We start from the raw sequence: 25,937 nt of genomic DNA on the forward strand, positions 1-25,937 counted from the left end.
TTCATTGGTATGATTGAACTATGATTTTTCAGAAAGGAGGGTATGTATGATTATTTTCCAAAGGATTTGGAAGCAGATCACGAAGATGGACTTCGGTTTCATTTTTCTATTATCACTGATAATCGTCCTGATTGGAACCTTTGGCAGTCATTTTTTGGAACCTGAGACATTTCCATCACTGTTTGACGGATTCTGGTGGACGATGACGACGTTGACGACGGTCGGGTATGGAGATTATTTTCCCGTTTCGGTAGGAGGGCGGATGCTTGGAATCTTTCTCTTTATCTTCGGGATTGGGATCATCGGGGTATTGATCAGTAAAACCGTCGATTCAATCACCACGTTTCAGAAATTCAAAAGGGAGGGAAAGCTAGTGTATACATATGAAGATCATTATATTTACATCAACTGGTCCAAAAAGACGGAAAGGGCAATTGAAGAGATCCTTGCCCATGTGCCCGATGCTGAAATCGTCCTCATCGACATGCTTCCCATCACTCCGATCGAGCATGAGCAGGTCCATTTCATCCAGGGGGATCCATCAGATGAAAATGTGTTATTGAAGGCCAATATCTTTGAAGCGAAGCGGGTCGCCATTTTCTCTGATTCTAAAATCGAGGACCCTTCCCTTGTAGATGGGAAGACTTTATTAATCGCTTCAGCTGTCGAAGGATTATCCAAAACCCATCAGCGAGAAGTCCATACAATCGTGGAAGTATCGGAGGATCGTCATATTCCAAAATTCCAGCATATCGCCGTAGAGGATTTCATTCTTTCCAATGATTCAGTCTCACTTCTGATGGCGAAAGCTACCCTGCATCCTGGAACGACTACCTTGTTCAGACAGCTCTTGAGTAAACGATACGGCAACAATATACACGAATTCAGCGTGAAGGATACCTGGAAGACCGTCAAGCAGGCATCTGAGGAACTGCTTGAAAAAGGAGCCATCCTTCTTGCCGTAAATGACAATATGGATTTCAGCAATGCCATGAATCAGGAACTCCATCCGGAAGATACATTGTATGTTGTCTGTCATGATCGTGTGTACGAACAATTGACACAATAAAAAAATCTCAGCCTGGTTAGAAGGCTGAGATTTTTTTATTTATTAATTCGGGCTCCAAACGCTGCGAACCACATTCGTTTGAGAACGGTCAGGACCGACTGAGAAGATGGAAAGAGGTATTCCTGTTAATTGAGAAACACGCTCTAAGTAGTGACGGGCGTTTTCAGGAAGATCCGTCAGCGTCTTGCATCCTGTGATGTCTTCCGTCCAGCCTGGAAGCTCCTCATACACAGGCTCACAATCAGCAAGGATGTTCAGGTTAGCCGGGAATTCTTCCATGACTTCACCTTTGTATTTGTAAGCAACACAAATTTTCAGTGTTTCGATCCCTGTCAGTACATCGATGGAGTTCAATGAAAGATCCGTTAACCCGCTGACACGGCGAGCGTGGCGTACAACCACACTGTCGAACCAGCCGACGCGGCGAGGACGTCCAGTCGTTGTACCGTACTCACGGCCGACTTCACGGATTTTATCTCCGGTTTCGTTATTTAATTCTGTAGGGAAAGGACCGTCTCCCACACGTGTAGTATATGCTTTTGAAACACCGACTACGTGATTGATTTTTGTTGGGCCGACTCCGGAACCGATCGTCACTCCACCAGCTACCGGGTTAGAAGAAGTAACAAATGGGTATGTACCTTGATCGATATCAAGCATAACCCCTTGAGCTCCTTCGAATAGAACACGGCGGCCGTTATCAATGGCATCGTTCAAAACAACGGATGTATCGACAACATAGTGCTTGATCTGCTGTCCGTACTCATAGTATTCTTCCAGGATGTCTTCAATGTTGAAGCCTTCTGTTTCATAGAATTTTTCGAAAAGGCGGTTTTTCTCTTCCAGGTTACGGGCAAGCTTTTCTTCGAACGATTGGCGATCCAGAAGATCTGCGATACGGATTCCGACACGTGCTGCTTTATCCATATAAGCAGGACCGATTCCTTTTTTCGTTGTACCGATTTTATTGGCACCTTTACGTTCTTCATCGATTTCATCCAGTTTCAAGTGGTATGGAAGAATCACGTGTGCACGGTTGCTGATTCTCAGGTTGTCTGTTTTCACATCGCGATCGTGAAGATATTTTAACTCTTTCACAAGAGCTTTCGGATCGACAACCATTCCATTCCCGATGACGGATGTTTTTTCGTTATAGAATATACCTGATGGAATTAAGTGTAATTTATATGTTTCACCGTCAAACTTAATCGTATGACCCGCGTTGTTCCCACCTTGGTAACGCGCGATTACTTCTGCATGTTCAGAAAGGAAGTCAGTGATCTTTCCTTTTCCTTCGTCTCCCCATTGCGTTCCTACTACTACTACTGAAGACATATTAAGCACCTCCGACGGGAATTAGTATTCCCTCTTTTATCAAACAAACTCATTTTATCAACACTAAAACTGAAAGTCAATTAAAACACGAACGTTTATATAGGTAATTATATTTATGTTCGTGTAATTTTGGACTTTCATCCCTAAAGTCCTCTAGTTTAAGAATTTTAAGACAAATAATACAAGCTTAATTAAAGGTGGAGAATGATGGTGTGTAGAAGGGGGACCGTTCCTTTCCGCTCCAGGCACTTGCTTTCCTCGGGGAGGAAGTCGAGCCTCCTCGGGCTTTGCCCTGCGGGGTCTCGACCTTCCTCTATTTCCCGAAGGAGTCAAGTGCCTTCCGCTACAATCCACTCTGTGCTTCTATATTCTGATTGCATTATGAGAATAGTCTACAAAAAACTCCTATTCTAGATAGTTTGCTTCAGAAAATAAACCATCTTCAAAGGATCACAAATTTAATCATTCCCTCACAGATGATTTAGACTGCCCTCATGTACATTACCCATCAATTGGAAAATAAGTAGTCATCTCAAATTTATTTGCTCTGTTCATGATTTCTTCATAAAGATTGTCAGGGGATTTGCGAGACTCCTGCGGAAAAACGGGCGAGGCAAGACCCCGCAGCGAATGCGAGGAGGCTTGACCGGTCGTCCGCGGAAAGGGAGCGAATCCCCTGACAATCAAGCAGTTTGCTAATCGAACAGAGCAGACACACTCAATTTGATTGATCAAGCGTGGTAAAGAACCGAACAAATAAGATAGCGCAATGTAGAAACTTTTGCTAATCTAAGATAAGCATTTTGAATTTTACATACAATTGAATAACGAGGTGACGATGTGATGATTAAACGATTTTTTAGTTATTACCGTCCGCACCGGCGGCTTTTTTATATTGATTTCGTCTGTGCGGTGTTGGTTGGACTTTTAGAGTTAGGATTTCCTTTGGCGGTATCGTGGTTTATAGATTCTTTATTGCCTGAGGGGAATTGGAGTACCATCCTGGCTGTTTCAGCAGGCCTCCTGGTTCTTTATTTGCTCAGTTCGAGTATGCAGTTTGTGGTGAACTACTGGGGGCATAAGCTCGGGATCAATATCGAGACGGATATGAGGCGGGAATTGTTTCATCATGTTCAGAGGCAATCCTTCCGCTTCTTTGATAATACGAAAACAGGTCATATCATGAGCCGGGTGACAAATGATCTGATGGATATCGGGGAGCTTGCCCACCATGGACCAGAAGATCTGTTCATCGCCGTCATGACCTTTATCGGGGCGTTCTGGATTATGCTCTCGATCAATATGGAGCTTGCTTTGGTTGCGATCATTATTGTACCGTTCCTTGTGTGGCTCATTTCGTATTCGAATATTAAAATGAATGCGGCCTGGACGAAGATGTACGGAAATATCGCAGACGTCAACAGCCGCGTTGAAGACAGTGTTTCAGGGGCGAGAGTGGTTCAATCATTCACGAATGAGTCTTATGAAATGGAACGTTTTAATGAAAATAATCAATTTTTCCGGAAGTCGAAACTGAAGGCTTATAACGTAATGAGCGTAAATTTATCAGGGATTTATATTACGACCCGGTTGATGACCCTGATCATTCTAGTATACGGAGCCTGGCTGAGTTTTTCAGGAGCTCTCTCGTATGGGGAGCTTGTCGCCTTCATCCTTTATATCAACGTCCTGTTTAAACCGATCGACAAGATTTCAGCCCTTTTAGAGCTTTATCCAAAGGGCATGGCAGGCTTTAAGCGGTTCACCGAGCTTATGGATATGGAGCCGGATATCGAGAATCGCCCTCATGCTGTTGAAGTGTCCACGCTGAGAGGTGATATTGCCTTTAACGACGTGACTTTTGGATATGAACCTGACCGGCCCATTCTGAACGATTTATCCTTCACCATCCAACCAGGACAGACGGTCGCTTTTGTCGGTCCTTCCGGTGCCGGGAAAACGACCATATGTTCATTGATTCCCCGCTTCTATGATATAGAAGAAGGAGCCATCACCATTGATGGCATCGATATCCGTGAAATGACGAAGGAATCCCTCCGTTCCCAGATCGGGATCGTCCAGCAGGATGTGTTCTTGTTCACTGGCACGCTCCGTGAAAATATAGCTTATGGGAAGCTTGATGCCACCCAGGAAGAGATTGAGGAAGCGACGAGACGTGCGCATCTGACAGATCTGATCGCATCCCTTCCAGACGGATATGAGACCCAGATCGGGGAAAGGGGACTGAAGCTTTCCGGGGGGCAAAAGCAGCGTTTATCCATTGCCCGTATGTTCCTTAAGAACCCACGAATCCTGATTTTGGATGAGGCCACTTCCGCTCTGGATACAGAGACAGAAGCGATCATCCAGGAGGCGTTAAATGAACTGGCGAAAGACAGGACCACCCTCGTGATTGCCCACCGGTTGGCAACGATCCGGAAAGCAGACCGTATTCTCGTCGTCACTGAAAACGGGATCGCCGAGGATGGGACTCATGAAGAGTTGCTCTCTAATGAAAATGGGATCTTTACAAGGCTTCATGCTCATCAACATGCGACGATCCTATAACAACAAAAAAAATCCAAGCCTGATACGCTTGGATTTTTTCTATTAAGCCGGAGCGTCGTCGAACCGCCGCTCCAGATTCACGAATTTATTGTATTCCTTCACGAACGCCAGAGACACGTTCCCAACCGGACCGTTACGCTGCTTGGCGATGATGATTTCGATGATATTCTTGTTCTCGGCTTCTTTGTCGTAGTAATCTTCACGGTATAGGAAGGCTACGATGTCAGCATCCTGCTCGATACTTCCTGATTCACGGATATCGGACATCATCGGACGCTTATCCTGACGCTGCTCCACTCCACGGGAGAGCTGGGATAAGGCGATGACCGGCACTTGAAGCTCACGGGCCAGCCCTTTCAGTGAACGGGAGATTTCAGAAACTTCCTGCTGACGGTTTTCGCCGGAGCGACCGCTACCCTGGATCAGCTGCAAGTAGTCGATGAGGATCATTCCAAGGCCGTGCTCCTGTGCGAGTCGTCGGCATTTGGAGCGGATTTCCCCTACTTTGATCCCCGGGGTATCATCGATGTAAATACCGGCATTCGAGAGGCTCCCCATAGCCATGGTCAGCTTTCTCCAATCTTCGTCTGTCAGATCACCGGTACGGAGATTTTGTGCGTTAATATTTCCTTCTGCACACAGCATACGCATGACGAGCTGTTCCGCACCCATCTCGAGTGAGAAGATGGCTACGTTTTCCTTGGCTTTTACGGCTACGTTTTGTGCGATGTTCAGGGCAAAGGCTGTCTTACCCATGGAAGGACGGGCACCGACAATGATCAAATCATTTCGCTGGAATCCTGCTGTCATATGGTCAAGATCGGCGAATCCTGTTGAAATCCCCGTGACGTCACCTTTACGATTCGTCAAAGTTTCGATGTTATCATAGGTCCGTACGAGGACATCCTTGATATTATGGAAAGCTCCCGCGTTTTTACGCTGAGCCACTTCCATGATGTTTTTTTCCGCTTCGCTCAGGAGGCTGTCCACCTCATCCTCACGGGCATAGCCGTCAGAAGCGATATCGGTTGCTGTACGAATCAACCTTCTCAGTAACGATTTCTCTTCCACGATCTTTGCGTAGTATTCAATATTCGCAGCGGTTGGAACGGAAGCGGCCAGTTCACTTAAGTAAGCGACCCCGCCGACATCCTCGAGCTCTTTTGCTGCTGCCAGTTCTTCAGTCACCGTTATCAGGTCGACGGCTTTTCCGCCATCCCCGAGATTCAGCATGACATTGTATATTCTTTGATGAGAATGACGATAGAAATCCTCTGGAATCAATATTTCCGATGTGGTCGTCAACGCACTGGGCTCCAGGAAAATGGCCCCTAATACCGCTTGTTCAGCCTCAATATTCTGAGGTGGCACCCGGTCCTGAAACATTTCATTCATCTATGCTCACGCCTCCCTTACGATCAAACAGATCCTGACTTTCATATCTATATAAAAAGAATGGTATTTTACCGAAAAAATGTGATCAGGATAAAATCCAGATCACATTTTATATCAAGCTATATTCATTTTAACATGTTTTTCTCAAAATGAAGTTACCAAATTTCGTATATTCAGTGGAAAACTATTCTTCCGTTACGTGGACCTTCAATGTTGCGGACACATCTGTATGCAGTTTCACAGGAACATTTGTGTAACCAAGGGCACGGATGGCGTCATTCATTTCGATTTTACGTTTATCGATTTTGATGTCATGAGCCTTTTTCAGCGCATCGGCGATTTGCTTGCTCGTAATGGAACCGAATAAACGGCCGCCTTCACCGGACTTCGCTTTCATTTCAACCGTGAGCTCTTCTAATGTCGCTTTTAATTTTTTCGCTTCTTCCAGTTCCTCTTGAGCCAACTGCTCTTCTTTCTTCTTTTGACCCTCAAGTTGGCCCATATTGGCGTTTGTCGCTTCAACGGCCAATCCTTTTTTCAGTAAAAAGTTATGTGCATAGCCGTCCGCTACGTTTTTCACTTCACCTTTTTTACCTTTGCCTTTAACGTCTTTTAAGAAAATGACTTTCATATCTCTTTTCTCCCTTCAAAATAATCATTTAGTGCTTCTTTCAGCTGTTCTTCCGCTTCCAGGACAGATACTTGCTTGATCTGGGTGGCGGCATTGGTTAAATGACCTCCGCCGTTCAAGTTTTCCATGATGATCTGTACGTTAACGTCACCAAGTGAACGGGCACTGATACCGATTGTGTCAGGGTCCCGCTTCGAAATCACGAAGGACGCGATGACTTCATCCATGGTCAATAAGGTGTCTGCCGCCTGGGCAATGAGGACGGGATCATAAATGACATCCTCCTCGGCTTTCGCTATGGCAACTCCTTCACGGAAGAACTTAACCGACTCGATCAAACGGGAACGCTTGATGTACGTATCGACATCCTCTTTGAGGAATTTTTGAACGAGCACCGTGTCAGCACCCTGTGCCCGTAAATAGGAGGCTGCATCAAACGTCCTTGAGCCTGTTCGAAGCGTAAAGCTCTTCGTATCGACAATGATCCCGGCGAGGAGCGACGTCGCTTCCAGCATCGTGATCTTCTCATGCTTCGGCTGATACTCGAGAAGCTCTGTCACAAGCTCTGCCGTAGAAGAAGCATAAGGCTCCATATAGACAAGCAGTGGATTTTTGATAAAATCTTCGCCCCGTCGATGATGATCGATGACGACGACTTTATCCACTTTGTTTAACAGCTTTTCTTCAATGACCAGGGAAGGCTTATGGGTATCAACGACGACGAGCACCGTATCATCCGTTGCCATCTCAAGTGCTTCCTCCGGGGTGATGAAGCGTGGATGAAGATCGGAATTCGCTTTGATTTCCTTCATCAACCGTTTCACACCGTTGTCGATTTCATTAAAGTTCAAGACGACGTAGCCATCACGCTGATTCATCTGGGCCACTTTTCTGATTCCGATAGCCGCCCCAATCGCGTCCATATCGGGATGCTTGTGCCCCATGATGATGACCTTATCACTCTCGATCATGATTTCCTTTAAAGCATGGGAAATGACCCTGGCACGCACACGGGTCCGTTTTTCCATCGGATTGGTTTTACCGCCATAGAACTTGACCTTTCCATTGGTCTGTTTAATCGCGACCTGATCGCCGCCTCGTCCAAGGGCAAGGTCGAGGCTTGATTGAGCCAGTGTCCCAAGTTCCGGAAGGGAGGAGACCCCTGTCCCGACACCGATACTCAAGGTGAGGGGGACATTTTGCTTCGAGGTCGTATCCCGGACATCATCCAGGATCCCAAACTTCTCCTTCTCCAGTACTTGAAGGATCTTTTCATTTATGACAGCGATGAAGCGTTCGGAAGAGACCCTCTTCAGGAACACACCGTACTCTTTCGCCCACTTATTCAGGATGGATGTCACAAGACTGTTCAAGCTGCTTCTCGTCTGATCATCCATGCCTTGCGTCAACTCATCATAGTTATCTAGAAAAATGATTCCAATATTCGTGCGTTCATCATGATATTGCTTTTCTATTTCTTTTTGCTCTGTGACATCAAAGAAGTAGAGTAGTTTTTCTTTGAGCTTCAATACGACATGATATTTTCGTTCATTAATCGTCACAATTTCCGAATCGACTTCCTGCTTGATTAAGGGAACGAGTGATTCAGCCACATCGTAAAGGGACCTTCCAACGACTGTGTCTTCATTGAAACAAGAGGCAAGAAAAGGATTCGTCCATTCTATGTAATATTCATCATTGATCAGCATGATCCCAATGGGCATCTCCATTAACGCCTCTTCCCCTACACGCTTGACGCGATAGGATAAGGTGGAGATATATTCCTCTGTTTCTTCGTGTGACCTTCTTTCAAAATAGAAAGCGAGAAAGTACACGATTCCAAAGACAATCAACCCTATTAACGAAATGATCCATTGGTAAAAGGAAACCGATACTAACAATAGAGCTGTTAATATAGCTAGACCGTACAATGGGTAGCGGATCATTCGCTTATTAAAATAAGATGGCATGATTTCAGCTCCTGGATCTTAAATTTCTATGACTTGCGTTGCAGGCGTTGTCTTAGATCAAATCCTAAGTCAATTATACCTAAAATTCGCACGAGATAAAGAAGAGGAATCGAAATGATTGTAATTAATACCAAAAATCCTTTGGACCAGCCTTTCAGATGAGAAAAGAAATAAATGAATGACAATCCTTGCACCGCCATCAGTGTCTGCAGTACATACAAGATATTAATCAGTGCCGTATAAACGTATGTTCCTTTTTCCGGCTGAAGGATCATGGACAGCACAAGTGTGATCAAATAATACCAAAGAATGCTCTTAGGGAGCTTCCATTCCCTGAATGGCTTGAAGACCGGTACATCCCTTCCCAGACGCTTCATGATCGGGAAATTGATCAAGATGAATAGTAAAGCAAGTACAACCGCTATCCCTACAAACAAAGTAGGAATCAGGGTGTGGATCAAATCGACGGAACTCTCCAGACTTTCAACCAGCCTTTTATCCGGTTGCTGTCCAAGCTTTTCAAAAAAAGAATAATAAGCAGCCTTCGATTCCTTCAGACTGTCTTCAATTACATTCACACCTAAAAATAGAATGGAAACAACGTAACCGATCACAATGTTGATAACAAGCGTGAAACTTGCTGCCATAAACAGCCTCATCTTATCCACTCTTGCCTTCACACACCAGCCGATGACCACCCCGGTTGTAGCCACCATAAAGGCAACCGGTAATGCAAGCAGTCCTCCGAATAAGAAAGACAGCCCCAGTGATCCGATCAATACTACGATCGAATTCCATAACGAATACTTGGAACTAAATAAAATAAGAGGGAGGGGCAACACAAAAAATGCCAGGGTCCCAATCAGCGGAACATATAAACTCAATAACATCAACACAGTAAAGATGGCGAGCATAAGCGCACCTTCTGTCAAAACACGGGGATTCCTCACTCAAAACGCTCCTTACGATAAATTAAACAATGCAATAGCACTATCATATCAATTTTGAAGATAGATTTCATCTAATGGGGATTTGGAAGGGGCTTTTGTCAAAGTTGTGCCACTTTCAGTGAAACATGGGCTACTTCTGGTCGAACTCGTTCCAAATTGTGAATATCCGTCAATATCATATTAAAAAGAGGGCATCCCTCTTCACAGCTATTCATCTACTCTAGTATGCACTCACTCTAAAAAGGAGTATACGTAGTAGATAAAGAAAGGCCATGTGTCATGGATAACCCTACTATCACAGATTATGAAATTTTGAATCGTTCAATGGAGGACTGAAGCTCCTGGCTAAGGTCCGTCAGACGCTCCGCTGCTTCTGTAACGGATTGTACGGCCCTTACCTGTTCCTCTGTCGAAGCACTCATTTCCTCGCAGGAAGCGGCTGTCTCTTCGGCTGTCGCGGCCATCATTTGGATCACATTGACCACTTCATCCTTTTCGAGGTTGATTTGACCCACTTCGTTATACATATTCTCAATCTCACGCTGCATGGATTTCATTAATTGAGAAGTTTCGTCAAATACATGATTCGTTTTTTGAATCACATCATTTTGCACCTCGAAGGTTTCTTTTGTCTTGACCATTTCGTCCACTGCTTGATGAGATCCCTGTTGGATCTCAACAATCGTGCGCTTGACTTCTTCCGTTGCTTTCACGGATTGATCGGCAAGCTTGCGAACCTCTTCGGCAACTACAGCAAAGCCTTTGCCGTGTTCTCCGGCTCTTGCCGCTTCAATGCTCGCATTGAGGGCAAGCAGATTCGTTTGAGACGAAATTTCCGTGATCGTCCCCATGACGGATTCAATCGTCTTCACTTTTGCTTCCAGGCTAAGGATGACTTTTTCCATGGAAGTGATGTATTCACTGGAAGAGTGATAGGCATTTTCCAATTCTTTCACCTGATTCAATCCAGACTGGTTCATGGTATCCGCTTTTCCTGCAAGTTCAGACATGGCTTTGGATTTTTCATAAACCCCATCAATTCTCGTTCCCAATTGCTCCGTTTGAAGATGAGCCCGATCAGAGTCAGCCGCTGACTGTGAAGCACCGCTGGCGATTTCCGCTACGGCCCTTGCCATCTCCTCACTTGACGCATTTGTTTCCTCAGAAACTGCACTTAGTCCTTCGGCAGATTCCCGAACATTATAGATCGATTCCTGAACGACTTTTATCGTATCTTTCATATTCACGATCATTTTATTTAAATCTGTAGCCAGAAGGCCCGTTTCATCTTTTGTGTTAATCGTAGATTGAATGGATAAATCACCGGACGAAACGTCGGTTACCGTTTTTTGCAGCTCTTTAATTGGTTTAGTCATCATGTTGGCTACAATGACAACCAGCACCAGCATGATGACCAGCGTGATCAGAGCTGTGATTTGGAGTAAATGTTCAATGTCTTTAGAGGATTGAATGAGATCCTCCATGTTATAAGCGGAACCTACTTTCCAATTCGTTTTCGGTACCGTACTGTATATCAATATTTTTTTATCGCCATCTAAGTCATAGCGGATAGTATCTGAGTCTTTTTCAGATTTTAACATCTTGCTGATAAACGGTAACGTAGACAGATCTTCACCGCGTTTAGTCGGATGAACGATGGCTGTACCATCAAGACCAATGAGAAACGGATAACCATTATATCCGATTTCCATTTTGGAAACACGGTCGGTCAGTTTCGACAGGTTAATATCGACACCGAGGACACCCACCACTTTGTTTTCAGAGACAATCGCCCTTGAGGCGGTTATGATGTATTCCTCCGTTGCCGTATCGACATAAGGTTCGCTCCATACGACTCCTGCCCTTGCCTCTGCAGCGGTTTTATACCACTCTCTGCTCGTCGGATCAAAATCACTCGGCAGGGAAACGGAAGGGACGATTTTCAGTTTCTTATTCGGTGATGCAAAGTAGATGGAAGTGGCTTCCTCGTACAAACTAAGATAATTATCAAAATCCGATTGAATATTCGCATACAACTCTGTATTATCTACGCCCTTTTCTGTTTGCATTTGTGCCTTGGCATAGTTTTTTAATGAGTTGGAAACAGAGTACTGATCAATACTCTTTTCATATTGTCCAAGGAACAGCTGTACGGAATTATTGAGTTCCCCGACAATCCCTTGAGTTTGACTGATGACTTCATCCTCTGTTTTCATTCTCGTCTGCCAACTGGTAATGGATATGATGACAGCCAAGGATACCATAAATAAGATAGAAATAATGACAATAAGCTTCATTCTGATGGATGATAAAATAAATGTCTTTTTATGGTCTTTTTTGTTTTTCTTTCTGATTTTTTTCACCAAAATTCCCCCTTTTACTACAAAAAACATCAATGTACACACTTATTCATCGACATTTTCCAGTGATTATTTATAGTTTTGAGGGAATTCACTCTTCTAGTATTAAGAATCGATTGTCGTTTGTTGGATATAAGTATAAGTTGTGGCGTGAAAATAAGAACGTTCCGTTTCGCTACAGGCACTTGCTTTCCTCGGGGAGGAAGTCGAGCCTCCTCAGGCTTTGCCTTGCGGGGTCTCGACTTTTCCTCTATTTCCCGAAGGAGTCAAGTGCCTTCCGCTACACTCCACTCTGTGCTTTTACAGGATGAGTTCCTAATTATGAAAAGACATTAATTCCTTACTAAAAGGGAACAAGTATCTTCACATAAGGATCTTTTCTTAGAAAGAGTTGTTGTAAAAAAGCAGCCGTCAAAGGTCTAATAACCAGTATGTGTTTGATGTGAGAGGAGTAATATTTGAAGGACAGAACTAGTAATAACAAAAATCAATCGACAGAGCCGACAACACTTCGAAAAATGCTGAGTTAATACGTATATGTATTTATATTTTTCTATATTTATATACTCTTGCTTATTAAGTTGATTGAAGCGGAAGGTGCTCGACTCCTGCGGGAAACGCTGGAGAGTACGAAATGCGGAGGCGGCTCGAACAGCCCCGACAAGCATAAGATGAATGGACGAAGAAGGCGTTGTTTTACCTTCTTGGGCCATTTAGCTTATGACCTCGAGGGGCTAGCCGCCTTAGCTGGACATGTGAGACCCCACGGGGCAGAGCCCGAGGAGGCTCAACTCACGCCCCGCGGAAAGCGAGCACCTGCAGCGGAAATCAACCAGCACTCACTCATCTATAAGCTACGAAAAAAGCCATAAAAAAAGCAGCAGAGACAAGTCTCTGCTGCTTTTAACTCGATGATATTATTCACCAGTAACGTATGGAAGTAATGCCATTGTACGAGCGCGTTTGATCGCACGAGTCAACTTACGTTGGTACTTAGCGTTTGTTCCAGTTACACGACGTGGAAGAATCTTTCCACGTTCAGATACGAATTTCTTAAGAAGATCAACATCTTTGAAATCGATATGTGTAATTCCGTTTGCTGTGAAGTAGCATACCTTACGGCGTCTACGTCCACCTCTACGTCCTCCTGCCATTTGTTTCGCCTCCTATCTTGTTAGGTTTGATATCGTTCGTTTAGAATGGCAGATCATCATCGGAAATGTCGATCGGCTGACCGTCATTAGCGAATGGATCCTCATCTACACGTGTATAGTTGTTGTTATTATTGTTGTTGCGTTGTTGATTCTGATTCTGACTATACGGATTTCCTTGGCCTTGGTCACGCTGACCTCCACCCGAATAGCCCGGACTTCCTCCACGATCGCCTTGATTCGCACTACGCGGTTCCAAGAACTGAACGCTTTCTGCTACAACTTCCGTCATAAACACACGACGTCCATCTTGTCCTTCGAAATTACGTGTTTGAATGCGACCGTCAACGCCAGCTAAGCTGCCTTTTTTAAGAAAGTTTGCTACATTCTCTGCAGGGCGACGCCATACAACACAGTTAATAAAATCTGCTTCCCGTTCTCCTGATTGATTCGTAAAACTACGATTGACAGCCAGTGTAAACGAAGCCACAGCCACTCCACTTGGAGTATATTTTAATTCAGGGTCTTTGGTTAAACGCCCTACTAATACAACTCGGTTCATCATCAGAATCAACCCCTTCCTTCTAGTTTACTGTTTCACGTGAAACAGATGATAGAAGTGTATATCTTAAAAAACGTACGGATTATTCTTCTTCTTTAACAACGATATGACGGATAATATCATCGCTGATTTTAGCTAAACGATCGAATTCGTTAACTGCATCAGAAGTAGCGCTCATTTTAACTAGTTGATAGAAACCATCACGAAAATCGTTGATTTCATACGCTAAACGACGTTTACCCCAATCTTTTGACTCGATGATTTCCGCGCCGTTAGTTGTTAAAACGTTATCGAAACGCTCAACTACTGCTTTCTTTGACTCGTCGTCAATGTTTGGGCGGACAATGTACATAACTTCGTACTTTCTCATCTGAATGTCACCTCCTCGTGGTCTATGCGGTCCTTTCTTTGTGAAAGAACAAGGAGCAATGCGTTCATTACTCACGAAATAAAATTATAGCATAGGTTATCTATTATTGCAATATGACGTAAAAAAAAGACTAGAATCGAAACTCTAGTCTTTTTATATATAACTTACACGTTAAAGCGGAAGTGAATGATGTCTCCGTCTTTTACAAGGTATTCTTTCCCTTCCAAACGGACTTTTCCTGCTTCGCGGGCTGCACCCATTGTACCGGCAGCCACTAAATCTTCATAAGATACCGTTTCGGCACGGATGAATCCTCTTTCGAAGTCGGTGTGGATGACACCTGCACATTGAGGGGCTTTCATTCCTTCACGGAACGTCCAGGCACGGACTTCTTGTACACCTGCTGTGAAATAAGTAGCAAGTCCCAATAGGGAATAGGTAGCACGGATCAGCTGATCAAGGCCGGATTCCTCGATGCCTAATTCCTGCAGGAACATCGCCTTTTCTTCATCGTCAAGCTCTGCAATTTCAGATTCGATCTTCGCACAGACAACAATCACTTCTGCATTGTCGTCCTTCGCAAATTCACGTACTTTCTGAACATATTCGTTATCAGAAGGATCCGCGATCTCATCTTCACTTACGTTTGCTACATATAATACAGGCTTAGACGTCAGAAGATGAAGCTGCTTCACAAGCTTCATTTGCTCATCCGAGAACTCAACTGTACGAGCTGGTTGTTCTGCTTCCAACGCTTCTTTGATTTTCACAAGGATGTCGTGCTCAAATACCGCTTCTTTGTCTTTTTGCTTCGCCATTTTCTGAACTCTTGCCAGACGCTTATCCACCGTTTCAAGGTCGGCCAGGATCAACTCCAGGTTGATGACTTCGATATCCGCAATCGGATCTACTTTACCGGATACGTGTGTAATATTATCATCTGCAAAGCAACGGACAACCTGACAGATCGCATCCACTTGACGGATATGGGATAGGAATTTGTTCCCAAGTCCTTCTCCTTTACTTGCCCCTTTTACAATCCCGGCAATATCCGTGAATTCAAAGGCAGTGGGAACCGTCTTCTTCGGGTCCACAAGTTCTGTTAATTTATCGAGACGATGATCCGGAACCTCTACGATTCCTACGTTCGGATCAATGGTACAGAACGGGTAGTTCGCAGATTCTGCACCTGCTTTTGTAATTGCGTTGAATAGTGTGGATTTCCCTACGTTAGGTAGTCCCACAATACCAGCTGTTAATGCCATTTCAGTCACTCCTCATCCATATTCTTATCTATTAAAAATCCTGTAAGATCAAAAAACTAGTAAACGGTCGAACCTTTCACAATTATAGAGATAATAGTGGGAAAAGACAAGTGAAGCTTCCACTGTTCCATAGGAAAACATCCCAGCAGAAAAAAGCATCCGCTCTTCGGGAAACGAGTGGATGCTCTTGATTACATTCATGTGAACATAAGGTGGATTAGGTCAAAAGAATTATGGGTAAAAAAAGAATACTTATTCTTCTTCACCGCTTGAGATGACTTTTTTCATTTTTTTCGCAAAGTCTTTTCTGGGGATCATGACACTGTGACCGCACCCGACACACTTGATGCGAATATCCATCCCCATACGGATCACTTTCCAGCGGTTCGTCCCACATGGATGAGGCTTCTTCATCTCTACAATATCATTTAATGTGAATGTCTTTGGTTCCACCGGTTATTCCTCCTTATTCGCTTTCAAGTCTTCTTTGCTTTTCACGAGGGTGAATCTCTTCTTCATCTTGACGTGAATACATCACCATACGAGGGAATGGAATCTCGATACCATGCGCATCCAGGCAAAGTTTCACTTCTTTCCTGATCATCCTGGCCATATACCAATGTCTCATCGGAACCGTTTCAGCAACGATACGAATGACGACATCGGATGCTCCAAGGGTTTGAACCCCCAACAGCTCCGGCGGATTCACAAGGTCTTCGTACTTTTGCGGCAAAGCGAGAAGAAGTTCCTGCATCACTTTCTCGGCTTCTTCAATATTTTCTTCGTATGCAATGCTGACATCCACGACTGCGATACTGTTATGGATGGAGAAGTTCGTCACTTCCGTAACATTCCCATTGGGGAAGATATGTAATTCCCCTGTCCAACTTTTGATTTTTGTCGTTCGCAGGCCGATCTCTTCCACGGTTCCCTCTGCAGAACCGATGCGAACATAATCGCCAACTGAAAATTGATCCTCAAAGATAATGAAAAAACCGGTGATGATATCACGTACCAGATTCTGTGCACCGAAACCGACGGCAAGGCCGACAATCCCGGCACCGGCGATGAGTCCTTTCACATCGATTTCCAGAGTCGATAATATAGTCATCAGACTGATGAAATAGATCACATAGGTCAGGACGTTTTCCAACAATTTGGATAAGGTCGCTTCCCTTCGTTCAGTGAACTTAAGAGGGGAGCGGGAACGGACTTTGAATACGTTTCGAATCGCAGACCTTCCTACCCTTAGGGCAAGATATGTAATAACCATAATGGCAATAATCTTTACAGCACCTGTTCCCAGGGCCATCCACATTTCATTATCTATCAGTTTCTCAGTAGCTTTATCAATCGTGTCATCTACCTTAGCTTTGGTATCATTTGCACTCATATATCGAACCTCCACTTATCATTCAATAAGAAGTATTCCTTATTTTATCAACTTTCCCTCTCCTTGTGTAGATATAACCTCATAAAGAATAGTTTCTAGAAAATTTTTATTTTATGAAAAATTGGAGTTTATTATGTATGAAAAAAAGAAATCGTCCGTATACTGATAATACTTAAATAGTATGATTCTGGTGGCAAGACCTGACATAGTCAATTTCAACATAATCCCCCTAATCACATTCAAAGGAGTGGAAGCGATGAATCTAAAAAAAGGACTATTTGAACGAAGATCTGAACCTTTTAGAGTCCTTCATCAGGAAGAGCGTGCGGCACAGGATCTTTCTGTTCAATTGTCGTCGATGCTTCCCACTTATTATCGTACAAGGCCCATCGTGTTTGTCTGTATCGGTACGGACCGTTCGACAGGGGATTCATTGGGGCCTTTGGTTGGCACACTAATAGAGGAACAGGATATTAAACCATTCCATGTCTATGGGACATTGGATGATCCGATCCATGCCGTCAATCTGGAAGAGAAGCTCAAGGATATCTCTTCTAAACATATCAATCCCTTTATCATAGGTGTAGATGCCTGTCTTGGACGATTAAAGAGTGTTGGTGCCATCCAGTTGAGTGAAGGCCCTTTGCGCCCGGGAGCCGGAGTCAATAAAGAGCTGCCTGAGGTCGGGGAGATTCATCTGACCGGTATTGTAAATGTCAGTGGGTTCATGGAGTTCTTTGTCCTGCAGAATACCCGTTTGAATCTTGTCATGAAAATGGCGAGGACGATTGCCGAAGCGATTGTGCTGGCAGGTCATTCTGTAGAACGGAGAAATGCCGTCAGTATCGAAAAATGGCGGGAAGAATTGCAGCAGTAAAGAGAAAAGGGAGATGGCGCGTTACGCCATCTCCCTTTTTGATTACATATACAAATGATAGGCGTGGATGATTCCGACCACCATGCCCACCACGATGATTCCCGGAAGTAAATTGGCGACTCTTATTTTCGTAACACCCAGGAGGTTGAGTCCAATCGCAAAAATCATGATGCCTCCTGTTGACGTCATTTCGACAATATAAGCATCCATCAATTCCTGAGGCACCCATTGATGGATCTGAGTAGCGAATAGGGCGATGATTCCTTGATACAGGACGACTGGAATGGCCGAGAACATGACACCGATCCCGAGGGTCGTCGTTAAGATTAAAGAAGTAAATCCATCAATGATCGATTTGGTCAGAAGAACATCATGATCTCCCCTGATCCCGCTGTCCAGCGCACCGATCACGGCCATTGCCCCAATGACAAAAATCAGGGTGGCGGTTACAAAACCTTGAGAAATGGACGTTTCATTTTTGCTGCCTATCTTCGTTTCTAACCAATTCCCCAGGGCATTGAGCTTGTCCTCGAGATTCATCCACTCTCCCCAGGCAGCACCAAGGGCAAGGCTGATGATCACGATGAGAAAGTTTTCACTTTTTAACCCCATCTGTAAACCAAGAACGATAACGGCGAGTCCGATCGCTTTCATGACCGTTCCCTTCATATCTTCAGGTATGCGATGCAGGATTTTCCCGAGAAGCGTCCCGATAATAATACATACTCCATTTACTAGCGTTCCTAAAAGTACCATGACGTTTCCCCTTATGATTATTTCCCAAAGAATAGTATATGTACCATATGGAAGAGGACTAACTTAAATGGCATATAATATACCACTTAAGTCAGTCCCTTGATGCTACTGCAATAATTCTAAAATCCGATCCAGGTCTTCCTTCGAAAAGAATTCCAGTTCGATTTTCCCTTTTTTCTTCGATTGTTTAATCGTTACGGTTGTACCGAAGCGTTCCCGCAAGAGTGATTCCTGTTCCTGGATGAAAACATCTTTCCGCTCGTTCTTTTTTGTTTCACGTGGAACATTGTCATTGGCTTCTTGAATGATTTTTTCTAATTGACGGACGTTTAATGATTCTTTCAGGATCCGATTCACAATCATGGACAACTTCTTTTTATCTTTCAATCCAAGAAGGGCACGTCCATGTCCCATTGACAGCTTCCCTTCAGAAATCAGTTCCTGAACGGGTGCAGGAAGGGAGAGTAAGCGAATATGGTTCGCGATATGAGGTCGGCTCTTCCCTAATCGTTTCGCCAGTTCTTCCTGAGTAAGATTTAATTTATCCATCAGCATTTGATAGGCTGCGCCTTCCTCGATAGGCGTCAGGTCCTCGCGTTGAAGGTTTTCCAAAACGGCAAGTTCCATCATTCGTTGATCATTCAATTCACGCACGACGACGGGAACTGTCTCTAACTTAGCCGCCGTAGCTGCACGGTAGCGGCGTTCACCGACCACAATCTCATACCCTTTAATGGACTTACGGACAATGATCGGTTGGAGGATCCCATGCTCCAGTATCGATTCTTTCAATTCTTCGATTGCCTGCGGCTCAAAGATCTTTCGTGGCTGATAAGGGTTCGGCCTTATTTCTTTCAGGCTCACTTCCTGGACGGACTCTTCATTTTGGGTAGTTTGCATATTAGTAAAGAGAGCATTGATGCCCTTTCCTAAACCTTTAGCCATTCGCCACCACTTCCTTTGCCAGTTCTAAATAAACTTCTGCTCCCCTGGATTTCGCATCATAGATGATAATCGGTTCACCATGACTGGGTGCTTCACTTAAACGAACATTACGTGGGATAATTGTGCGATACACTTTGTCTTGAAAATATTTTTTCACTTCTTCAATGACCTGGATCCCCAAATTGGTCCTGGCATCAAGCATCGTTAACAATACACCATCAATCATAAGGTCATGATTCAGATGCTTCTGCACTAAACGGACAGTGCTTAACAGCTGACTTAATCCCTCGAGGGCATAATATTCACACTGGACCGGTATGACGACAGCATCCGAAGCGGTTAACGCATTGATCGTCAGGAGTCCCAATGAAGGGGGACAATCGATAATGATGAAATCGAATTCGTCCTTTACCTTCTCCAGCGCTTTCTTTAAACGGACTTCACGGGAGATGGTCGGAACCAATTCAATTTCCGCCCCGGCAAGTGAAATCGTTGCAGGGACAATCGATAAGTTCTCTACTTTTGATTGTTTGATCGTCTCTTTCACATCTACATCATCCACTAACACATCATAGATACACTGTTGTACATCCCCTTTTTCCACGCCGACACCACTAGTGGCGTTTCCCTGAGGGTCGATATCTACAAGTAAAACCTTTTTCCCTATATAAGCTAAACAAGCCCCCAAATTGACGGATGTCGTGGTCTTTCCCACCCCGCCTTTCTGGTTTGTAACGGCTACGATTCTGCCCAAGGTTGTCACCTACCTTTTGACTTCCTAAGATTGATTTCAATTTTACACAGTATTCTTTTATTCTATCAAAATTCCCGGATAATTGTCTGTCAATTTTTCAAAAAGAAACACCTTTCCATAAATAGGAAGGGTTCTGTTGTTCTTGCAATAAAAAAAGTGAGAAACGGATCGGATATGTTTCTCACTTTTAGACTACGAATCTATTTTTTTTTCGGAATACGAATGGTGAATTGATAGAATTCCTCGTGCTCTTCTTCTTCTGAGTCGAGATTGATTCCGCTATCGGATACCATGGACAGCGATTGTCGGATCGTATTCACGGCAATCCTCATGTCTTTGCTGAAGGCCTTCCGTTTAGGCTTCGGCTTTTGGGTCGTTCCTTCTTGCATTTTCACAACCCGGTCTTCGGTCTGTTTGACATTCAAGCTCTTTTCAATGATTTCCTGAAGAAGCTGGATTTGCTTTTCAGCATTCTTCAAAGGAATCAAAGCCCTGGCGTGACGTTCAGTGATTTGTTTATCTAGTAGGGCTGATTGAATTTCTTCTGGAAGCTTTAGGAGACGAAGCTTGTTCGCCACGGTTGATTGTCCTTTTCCTAAGCGTTGAGCAAGGGCTTCTTGAGTTAGATCATGTAATTCCAACAGTTTTCCATATGCGATTGCTTCCTCTATAGGAGAGAGTTCTTCTCTTTGTAAGTTCTCAATTAATGCGACAGAGGCTGTTTCTGTATCATTAAGATTCTTCACAATCGCCGGTACGGTTTCCCAGCCAAGCTTTTGAACGGCTCTGTATCTCCGTTCACCCGCAATGATCTCAAACTGGTCATCATCGTACTGTCTCACCACGATCGGCTGGATGATGCCATGAGTATGAATCGTTCTGGATAACTCTTCTATCTTTTCATCATTAAACACAGTCCTTGGTTGAAATCGATTCGGGATGATTTGTGAGACCTGTATCTTCCTCACTTCATCACGATCTTCTTCCACTACATTCGACTCTTCAGATTCAACATCTTGCTCCTTTTCACCTAGGCCAAAAAAACGAGAGAAAGGATGCTTCATCTTCCTACACCACCTTTAAGAAACTCCCTTTATTAATATTCTCTAAAATATGTCCATTTCCTGCCTTCTCACTATATGTCGATTATACCATGACCGATGAAGGCAGGAGAGTGACCATACTATTCTAACGGTAATTTATTCGGGGTCCCGGGTTTTCTGGGATATTTGTTAGGCGTTTCTTTCACTTTGTTGATTTTCACGATATTCCGTTCACTTTCCTCTTCAGGAAGGATGAAGGAATACATTTTATCGGTTTGTCCACCAAGTGTCCCGATGGCTTTCTTTGCATTGGACAGCTCTTCATTGACATTGGAAGCCTTCATGGCGACAAATGCTCCACCTTTTTTCACAAGCGGCAGGCATAATTCGCTTAAAACAGACATTCTGGCTACGGCTCTTGCTGTAACCATATCATATTTTTCACGGTGAGCCTTATTTTTTCCAAATGTCTCTGCGCGATCATGATAAAAATGGGTATTTTCAAGTCCCAGTTCATCGGATAAATGATTTAAGAATGTAATGCGCTTATTCAAGGAATCAACAATCGAAATATGTAGATGCGGGAAGCATATTTTAAGCGGGATACTTGGGAAACCGGCACCAGCCCCAACATCACACAGAGATTGAACTTCCGTGAAGTCGACATAGAATGCTGCACTGATTGAATCGTAAAAATGCTTTAAATACACGTCTTCTTTGTCAGTGATTGCCGTCAAATTCATTTTTTCATTCCATTCAACAAGCAATTCATAATAACGTTCAAACTGATCTAATTGCTTGGAAGAAAGGGAAATCCCCTTCTCCTCAAGCATTGATTGAAATTCATTTACGTTCATGAAATGATCCTTCCTTTACTTCTATTGATCACCGGATACCTTGGCGATTTTCCCCTGTTCAATATAGACCATCAAAATGGATACGTCTGCAGGGTTCACGCCTGAAATGCGGGAGGCCTGTGCAAGAGAAAGAGGCTGGACCTCGATCAATTTCTGTCTTGCTTCAGAAGCCAATCCGCTGATTGCACTGTAATCAATGTTCTCAGGAATTCGCTTATTTTCCATCTTCTTCATTTTATCGACCTGTTGAAGGGATTTTTCAATATACCCCTCGTATTTCACCTGGATCTCCACTTGTTCTTCTACATCGGGATCATGCTCAATGTCACTTGGGACAAGTGCCTTAATATGACTGTAATTCATTTCCGGACGCTTCAGAAGGTCTGCTGCCAGTATCCCGTCTTTCAGCTCGCTTCCGCCAGCATCACGGATAACCCTTTGAGTTTCTTCACTCGGCTTGATGCGAAGGGATTCAAGTCGCTTCTTCTCTGCTGATATCGCTTCTTTCTTCGCCGTGAATCGTTCAAAGCGATCCTCTGAAATCAATCCGATCTTATGACCGATATCCGTTAAACGAAGATCGGCATTATCATGACGGAGCAACAAGCGGTATTCCGCACGTGATGTCAAAAGACGATACGGTTCGTTCGTCCCTTTTGTCACGAGGTCATCGATCAGTACCCCGATATAAGCATCTGACCGGCTTAAGATCACTTCGTCTTTATCAAGTGCACGGCAAGCAGCGTTGATTCCTGCCATCAATCCTTGTCCAGCCGCTTCTTCATAGCCGGATGTTCCATTGATTTGCCCCGCGGTATACAGATTTTTAATTTTTTTCGTCTCAAGTGTCGGCCATAATTGCGTCGGTACGATGGAATCATACTCGATGGCATAACCGGCACGCATCATTTGTACTTTTTCAAGACCCGGAATGGTCTGTAGGATTTTTTGCTGAACATCTTCAGGCAGGCTTGTCGATAACCCTTGAACATACACTTCTTGAGTATTTCTTCCTTCCGGCTCTAGGAAGATCTGATGACGCGGCTTGTCGTGGAAACGCACGACTTTATCTTCAATAGAAGGACAGTACCGAGGTCCCGTTCCTTTGATCATACCTGAATACATTGGCGAACGATGTAGATTGTCGTCGATCAGTTGATGAGTCAGTTCATTCGTATACGTCAGCCAGCATGGAAGTTGATCCGTGATGTATTTGGTCGTTTCATAGCTGAATGCACGTGGTACGTCATCACCTGGCTGAATCTCCGTTTTCGAATAATCGATGGTCGAGCTATTGACCCGCGGCGGTGTCCCGGTTTTAAACCGAACCGTATCGAAACCGAGTTCATGCAAGTGATCAGATAATCTGATGGAAGGCTGTTGGTTATTGGGACCACTTGAATATTTCAGGTCTCCCAAGATGATTTCTCCACGAAGGAATGTACCCGTGGTGATGACGACCGTTTTGGCACGGTAAGCGGCACCTGTCATCGTGACGACCCCTTTACATTCATTATCCTCCACGATCAATTCCTCAACCATTCCCTGCATCAAGGTCATGTTCGGTTCGTTTTCGATTGTCCGCTTCATTTCATTCTGATAAAGGAATTTATCTGCCTGCGCGCGCAGTGCACGTACAGCAGGACCTTTTCCTGTATTCAACATCCTCATTTGTATATGCGTTTTATCTATGTTACGACCCATCTCTCCACCGAGAGCGTCGATTTCCCTTACAACGATCCCCTTTGCCGGTCCACCGACAGATGGATTACACGGCATAAAGGCAACCATATCCAGGTTAATGGTGACCATTAACGTTTTTGCTCCCATACGTGCAGAAGCAAGTCCCGCTTCTACCCCGGCATGGCCAGCACCAATGACAATGACATCATATTGCCCTGCGTCATATTGCATGGTTTGTTATTTCCTCCTTGTCGGACGGATAAGTACCGTCCACATTATAATAGTGTTTATTTTCCTAAGCAGAACTGAGAAAACAGCTGATCAATCAGGCTTTCATGAACGCTGTCCCCGATGATTTCACCTAATAGTTCCCACGTTCTCGTCAGATCGATCTGTGCAATATCGATCGGTGTCCCCATTTCCACACTGTCGATCGCTTCATTGATTGCAAGGGATGCCTGGTTGAGTAAGGCGATATGACGACTGTTGGACACATATGTCATATCCCCCGCTTCGATGGATCCCGCAAAGAATAAGGATGAAATGGCTTCTTCCAGTTCATCGATTCCCTGTTCCTCCAGTAAAGCCGTTGTCACCAGCTGATGATTTTCGGAAAGCTTTCTTACCTTATCTATATCAATCTTCTGAGGCAGATCCGTTTTGTTCACGATGACAATGACGTCCATTCCCCTCACCGCTTCGAATAACTGTTCATCCTCAAAGGTCAATTCATCCGCATAATTGAGCACGAGTAGTATTAAATCGGCTTCCTTCAACACCTGTCTCGAGCGTTCGACGCCGATCCGTTCAACGATGTCTTCGGTCTCACGAATCCCGGCCGTATCAACAAGACGGAGAGGGACTCCCCTTACGTTGACATATTCCTCGATCACATCACGTGTGGTTCCCGGAATATCCGTCACAATGGCTTTATTTTCATGAACAAGGCTGTTCAAGAGGGATGATTTCCCTACATTGGGCCGTCCGATGATTACCGTAGAAAGACCTTCCCTTAAAATCTTCCCTTGTTCAGAGGTTCGAACCAGCCGTTCAATTTCATCCCGGACGTGTTTGGATTTTTCCAAAAGTACGTTATGCGTCATCTCTTCAACATCATCATACTCCGGATAATCGATATTCACTTCCACATGGGCAAGTGTTTCAAGGATTTCCTGCCGGAGCTTCCTGATCAAATTGGAAAGGCGGCCTTCCATTTGATTCAGGGCTACATTCATGGCCCGGTCGGTTTTCGCCCGAATGAGATCCATCACCGCTTCTGCCTGAGAAAGGTCAATTCGGCCATTCAGGAAAGCACGCTTCGTGAATTCACCGGGTTCTGCGAGTCTCGCCCCGTTTTTCAACACCAGCTGCAGAACCTTATTCACCGACACAAGTCCTCCGTGGCAGTTGATCTCGATAATGTCTTCCCGGGTGAATGTCTTTGGTCCTCTCATCACGGAAACCATGACCTCTTCCACCACTTGATCGGTGTCGGGATCAACGATATGTCCATAATGAATGGTATGAGATGCAAATTCCTTCATGGAACTCCCCTTCATTCCCTTAAAGACTTTATCACCGATATCGAATGCCAGCTCACCGCTCAAACGGACGATGGCGATCGCTCCCTCTCCCATCGGAGTGGATATGGCTGCAATTGTATCTAATTCCATTATGTTCACCTCTCTTATAGCTGACCTATTTATATGAAATGTATAGTATAAAGTAACGTTTCCCCAAATTATTAGAATATCACATTCCGTTTTAATACTAAAGAAAGGAAACCCTTTGTTCGTCACCAAATAATGTTATCCACATAGATAACATCTCATCTCTATTATTTTAACTTATCCACATGTGAATAACAATAAACCGGGATGAAAATAAGAATTGGCAGGAGGTAAGGAATGGAAGAGTGGAAGGAGAATTCTGGAATGATATTTGCCATTCTACAAAAAATGACAATTTACGCAAAGTTGCAAAAAAAAAAACGATCCCCCGAA

22 protein-coding genes are annotated in these 25,937 nt (G+C 44.2%); 3 read left to right on the forward strand and 19 right to left on the reverse strand.

Translation table 11 applies throughout. The annotated features are described in order from the left end of the window. Window positions 1-46: 46 nt before the first annotated feature. On the forward strand, window positions 47-1,069 hold the full coding sequence (locus tag M1J35_RS02590) for a potassium channel family protein (RefSeq protein WP_061810502.1): 1,023 nt from the start codon (window positions 47-49) through the stop codon (window positions 1,067-1,069). Between the two features lie 42 nt (window positions 1,070-1,111). Here M1J35_RS02590 and M1J35_RS02595 read toward each other — a convergent pair whose 3' ends face one another. Next, on the reverse strand, window positions 1,112-2,404 hold the full coding sequence (locus M1J35_RS02595; RefSeq protein ID WP_254652723.1) for an adenylosuccinate synthase: 1,293 nt from the start codon (window positions 2,402-2,404) through the stop codon (window positions 1,112-1,114). A gap of 843 nt (window positions 2,405-3,247) precedes the next feature. Between M1J35_RS02595 and M1J35_RS02600 the strand changes: the two genes are divergently transcribed. Continuing rightward, on the forward strand, window positions 3,248-4,972 hold the full coding sequence (locus tag M1J35_RS02600) for an ABC transporter ATP-binding protein (RefSeq protein WP_034764794.1): 1,725 nt from the start codon (window positions 3,248-3,250) through the stop codon (window positions 4,970-4,972). 42 nt (window positions 4,973-5,014) lie between these two features. On the opposite strand, the gene dnaB is transcribed toward M1J35_RS02600, so the two are convergent. From dnaB to M1J35_RS02655, 11 genes are all read right to left on the reverse strand, one after another. Next, window positions 5,015-6,367: a replicative DNA helicase gene (gene dnaB, locus M1J35_RS02605; protein ID WP_034764791.1), complete on the reverse strand. Its 1,353-nt coding sequence runs from the start codon at window positions 6,365-6,367 to the stop codon at window positions 5,015-5,017. Window positions 6,368-6,551: 184 nt separating this feature from the next. Further along, entirely contained in the window at window positions 6,552-6,998 is a 447-nt protein-coding gene (rplI, locus tag M1J35_RS02610) for a 50S ribosomal protein L9 (RefSeq protein WP_034764788.1), read from the reverse strand. Further along, window positions 6,995-8,968 (reverse strand): DHH family phosphoesterase, encoded by a 1,974-nt coding sequence (locus tag M1J35_RS02615; RefSeq protein ID WP_098438606.1) that lies wholly within the window; start codon window positions 8,966-8,968, stop codon window positions 6,995-6,997. The genes rplI and M1J35_RS02615 overlap by 4 nt, the downstream gene beginning before the upstream one ends. 26 nt (window positions 8,969-8,994) lie before the next feature. After that, window positions 8,995-9,918 carry a YybS family protein gene (locus M1J35_RS02620; RefSeq protein ID WP_254652724.1) on the reverse strand — a complete coding sequence of 308 codons (924 nt, stop codon included), beginning with the start codon at window positions 9,916-9,918 and terminating at the stop codon, window positions 8,995-8,997. Window positions 9,919-10,220: 302 nt separating this feature from the next. Beyond that, window positions 10,221-12,281: a methyl-accepting chemotaxis protein gene (locus M1J35_RS02625; RefSeq protein WP_254652725.1), complete on the reverse strand. Its 2,061-nt coding sequence runs from the start codon at window positions 12,279-12,281 to the stop codon at window positions 10,221-10,223. A gap of 914 nt (window positions 12,282-13,195) precedes the next feature. Beyond that, on the reverse strand, window positions 13,196-13,432 hold the full coding sequence (rpsR, locus tag M1J35_RS02630; RefSeq protein ID WP_034764780.1) for a 30S ribosomal protein S18: 237 nt from the start codon (window positions 13,430-13,432) through the stop codon (window positions 13,196-13,198). A gap of 40 nt (window positions 13,433-13,472) precedes the next feature. Beyond that, on the reverse strand, window positions 13,473-13,994 hold the full coding sequence (gene ssb / locus M1J35_RS02635; RefSeq protein ID WP_254652726.1) for a single-stranded DNA-binding protein: 522 nt from the start codon (window positions 13,992-13,994) through the stop codon (window positions 13,473-13,475). 79 nt (window positions 13,995-14,073) lie between these two features. Next, window positions 14,074-14,361 carry a 30S ribosomal protein S6 gene (rpsF, locus tag M1J35_RS02640; protein WP_034764776.1) on the reverse strand — a complete coding sequence of 96 codons (288 nt, stop codon included), beginning with the start codon at window positions 14,359-14,361 and terminating at the stop codon, window positions 14,074-14,076. A 164-nt stretch (window positions 14,362-14,525) separates the two neighbouring features. Beyond that, complete coding sequence (gene ychF / locus M1J35_RS02645) at window positions 14,526-15,626, reverse strand: redox-regulated ATPase YchF (RefSeq protein WP_060674606.1); 1,101 nt, start codon at window positions 15,624-15,626, stop codon at window positions 14,526-14,528. Between the two features lie 252 nt (window positions 15,627-15,878). After that, window positions 15,879-16,079, reverse strand: coding sequence for a DUF951 domain-containing protein (locus M1J35_RS02650; RefSeq protein ID WP_034764770.1), 201 nt, complete (start codon window positions 16,077-16,079; stop codon window positions 15,879-15,881). Between the two features lie 13 nt (window positions 16,080-16,092). After that, entirely contained in the window at window positions 16,093-17,019 is a 927-nt protein-coding gene (locus M1J35_RS02655) for a mechanosensitive ion channel family protein (protein ID WP_224522417.1), read from the reverse strand. Window positions 17,020-17,275: 256 nt separating this feature from the next. On the opposite strand from M1J35_RS02655, the gene yyaC reads away from it, so the two are divergent. Continuing rightward, window positions 17,276-17,896: a spore protease YyaC gene (yyaC, locus tag M1J35_RS02660; protein WP_224522416.1), complete on the forward strand. Its 621-nt coding sequence runs from the start codon at window positions 17,276-17,278 to the stop codon at window positions 17,894-17,896. 42 nt (window positions 17,897-17,938) lie between these two features. Here the strand turns inward: yyaC and M1J35_RS02665 are convergent, their stop codons facing one another. From M1J35_RS02665 to mnmE, 7 genes are all read right to left on the reverse strand, one after another. Beyond that, window positions 17,939-18,652 (reverse strand): DUF554 domain-containing protein, encoded by a 714-nt coding sequence (locus M1J35_RS02665; protein WP_254652727.1) that lies wholly within the window; start codon window positions 18,650-18,652, stop codon window positions 17,939-17,941. A 105-nt stretch (window positions 18,653-18,757) separates the two neighbouring features. Further along, entirely contained in the window at window positions 18,758-19,597 is an 840-nt protein-coding gene (locus tag M1J35_RS02670; RefSeq protein ID WP_061811184.1) for a ParB/RepB/Spo0J family partition protein, read from the reverse strand. After that, a complete protein-coding gene (locus tag M1J35_RS02675) occupies window positions 19,590-20,351 on the reverse strand; it encodes a ParA family protein (protein ID WP_224522413.1) in 762 nt (253 codons plus the stop codon). Before M1J35_RS02675 ends, M1J35_RS02670 begins: the two co-directional genes overlap by 8 nt. Before the next feature lie 200 nt (window positions 20,352-20,551). Beyond that, the gene (noc, locus tag M1J35_RS02680) at window positions 20,552-21,415 is read right to left on the reverse strand and encodes a nucleoid occlusion protein (RefSeq protein ID WP_159363164.1); all 864 of its coding nucleotides are present in this window, start codon (window positions 21,413-21,415) and stop codon (window positions 20,552-20,554) included. A gap of 119 nt (window positions 21,416-21,534) precedes the next feature. Then, a complete protein-coding gene (gene rsmG, locus M1J35_RS02685) occupies window positions 21,535-22,251 on the reverse strand; it encodes a 16S rRNA (guanine(527)-N(7))-methyltransferase RsmG (protein ID WP_254652728.1) in 717 nt (238 codons plus the stop codon). A gap of 21 nt (window positions 22,252-22,272) precedes the next feature. Further along, a complete protein-coding gene (mnmG, locus tag M1J35_RS02690; protein ID WP_254652729.1) occupies window positions 22,273-24,165 on the reverse strand; it encodes a tRNA uridine-5-carboxymethylaminomethyl(34) synthesis enzyme MnmG in 1,893 nt (630 codons plus the stop codon). Window positions 24,166-24,221: 56 nt separating this feature from the next. Then, on the reverse strand, window positions 24,222-25,607 hold the full coding sequence (gene mnmE, locus M1J35_RS02695; RefSeq protein WP_034764754.1) for a tRNA uridine-5-carboxymethylaminomethyl(34) synthesis GTPase MnmE: 1,386 nt from the start codon (window positions 25,605-25,607) through the stop codon (window positions 24,222-24,224). Window positions 25,608-25,937: the final 330 nt, after the last annotated feature.

This window comes from Rossellomorea sp. KS-H15a, assembly GCF_024195245.1.
Classification (GTDB): Bacteria; Bacillota; Bacilli; order Bacillales; family Bacillaceae_B; genus Rossellomorea; species Rossellomorea vietnamensis.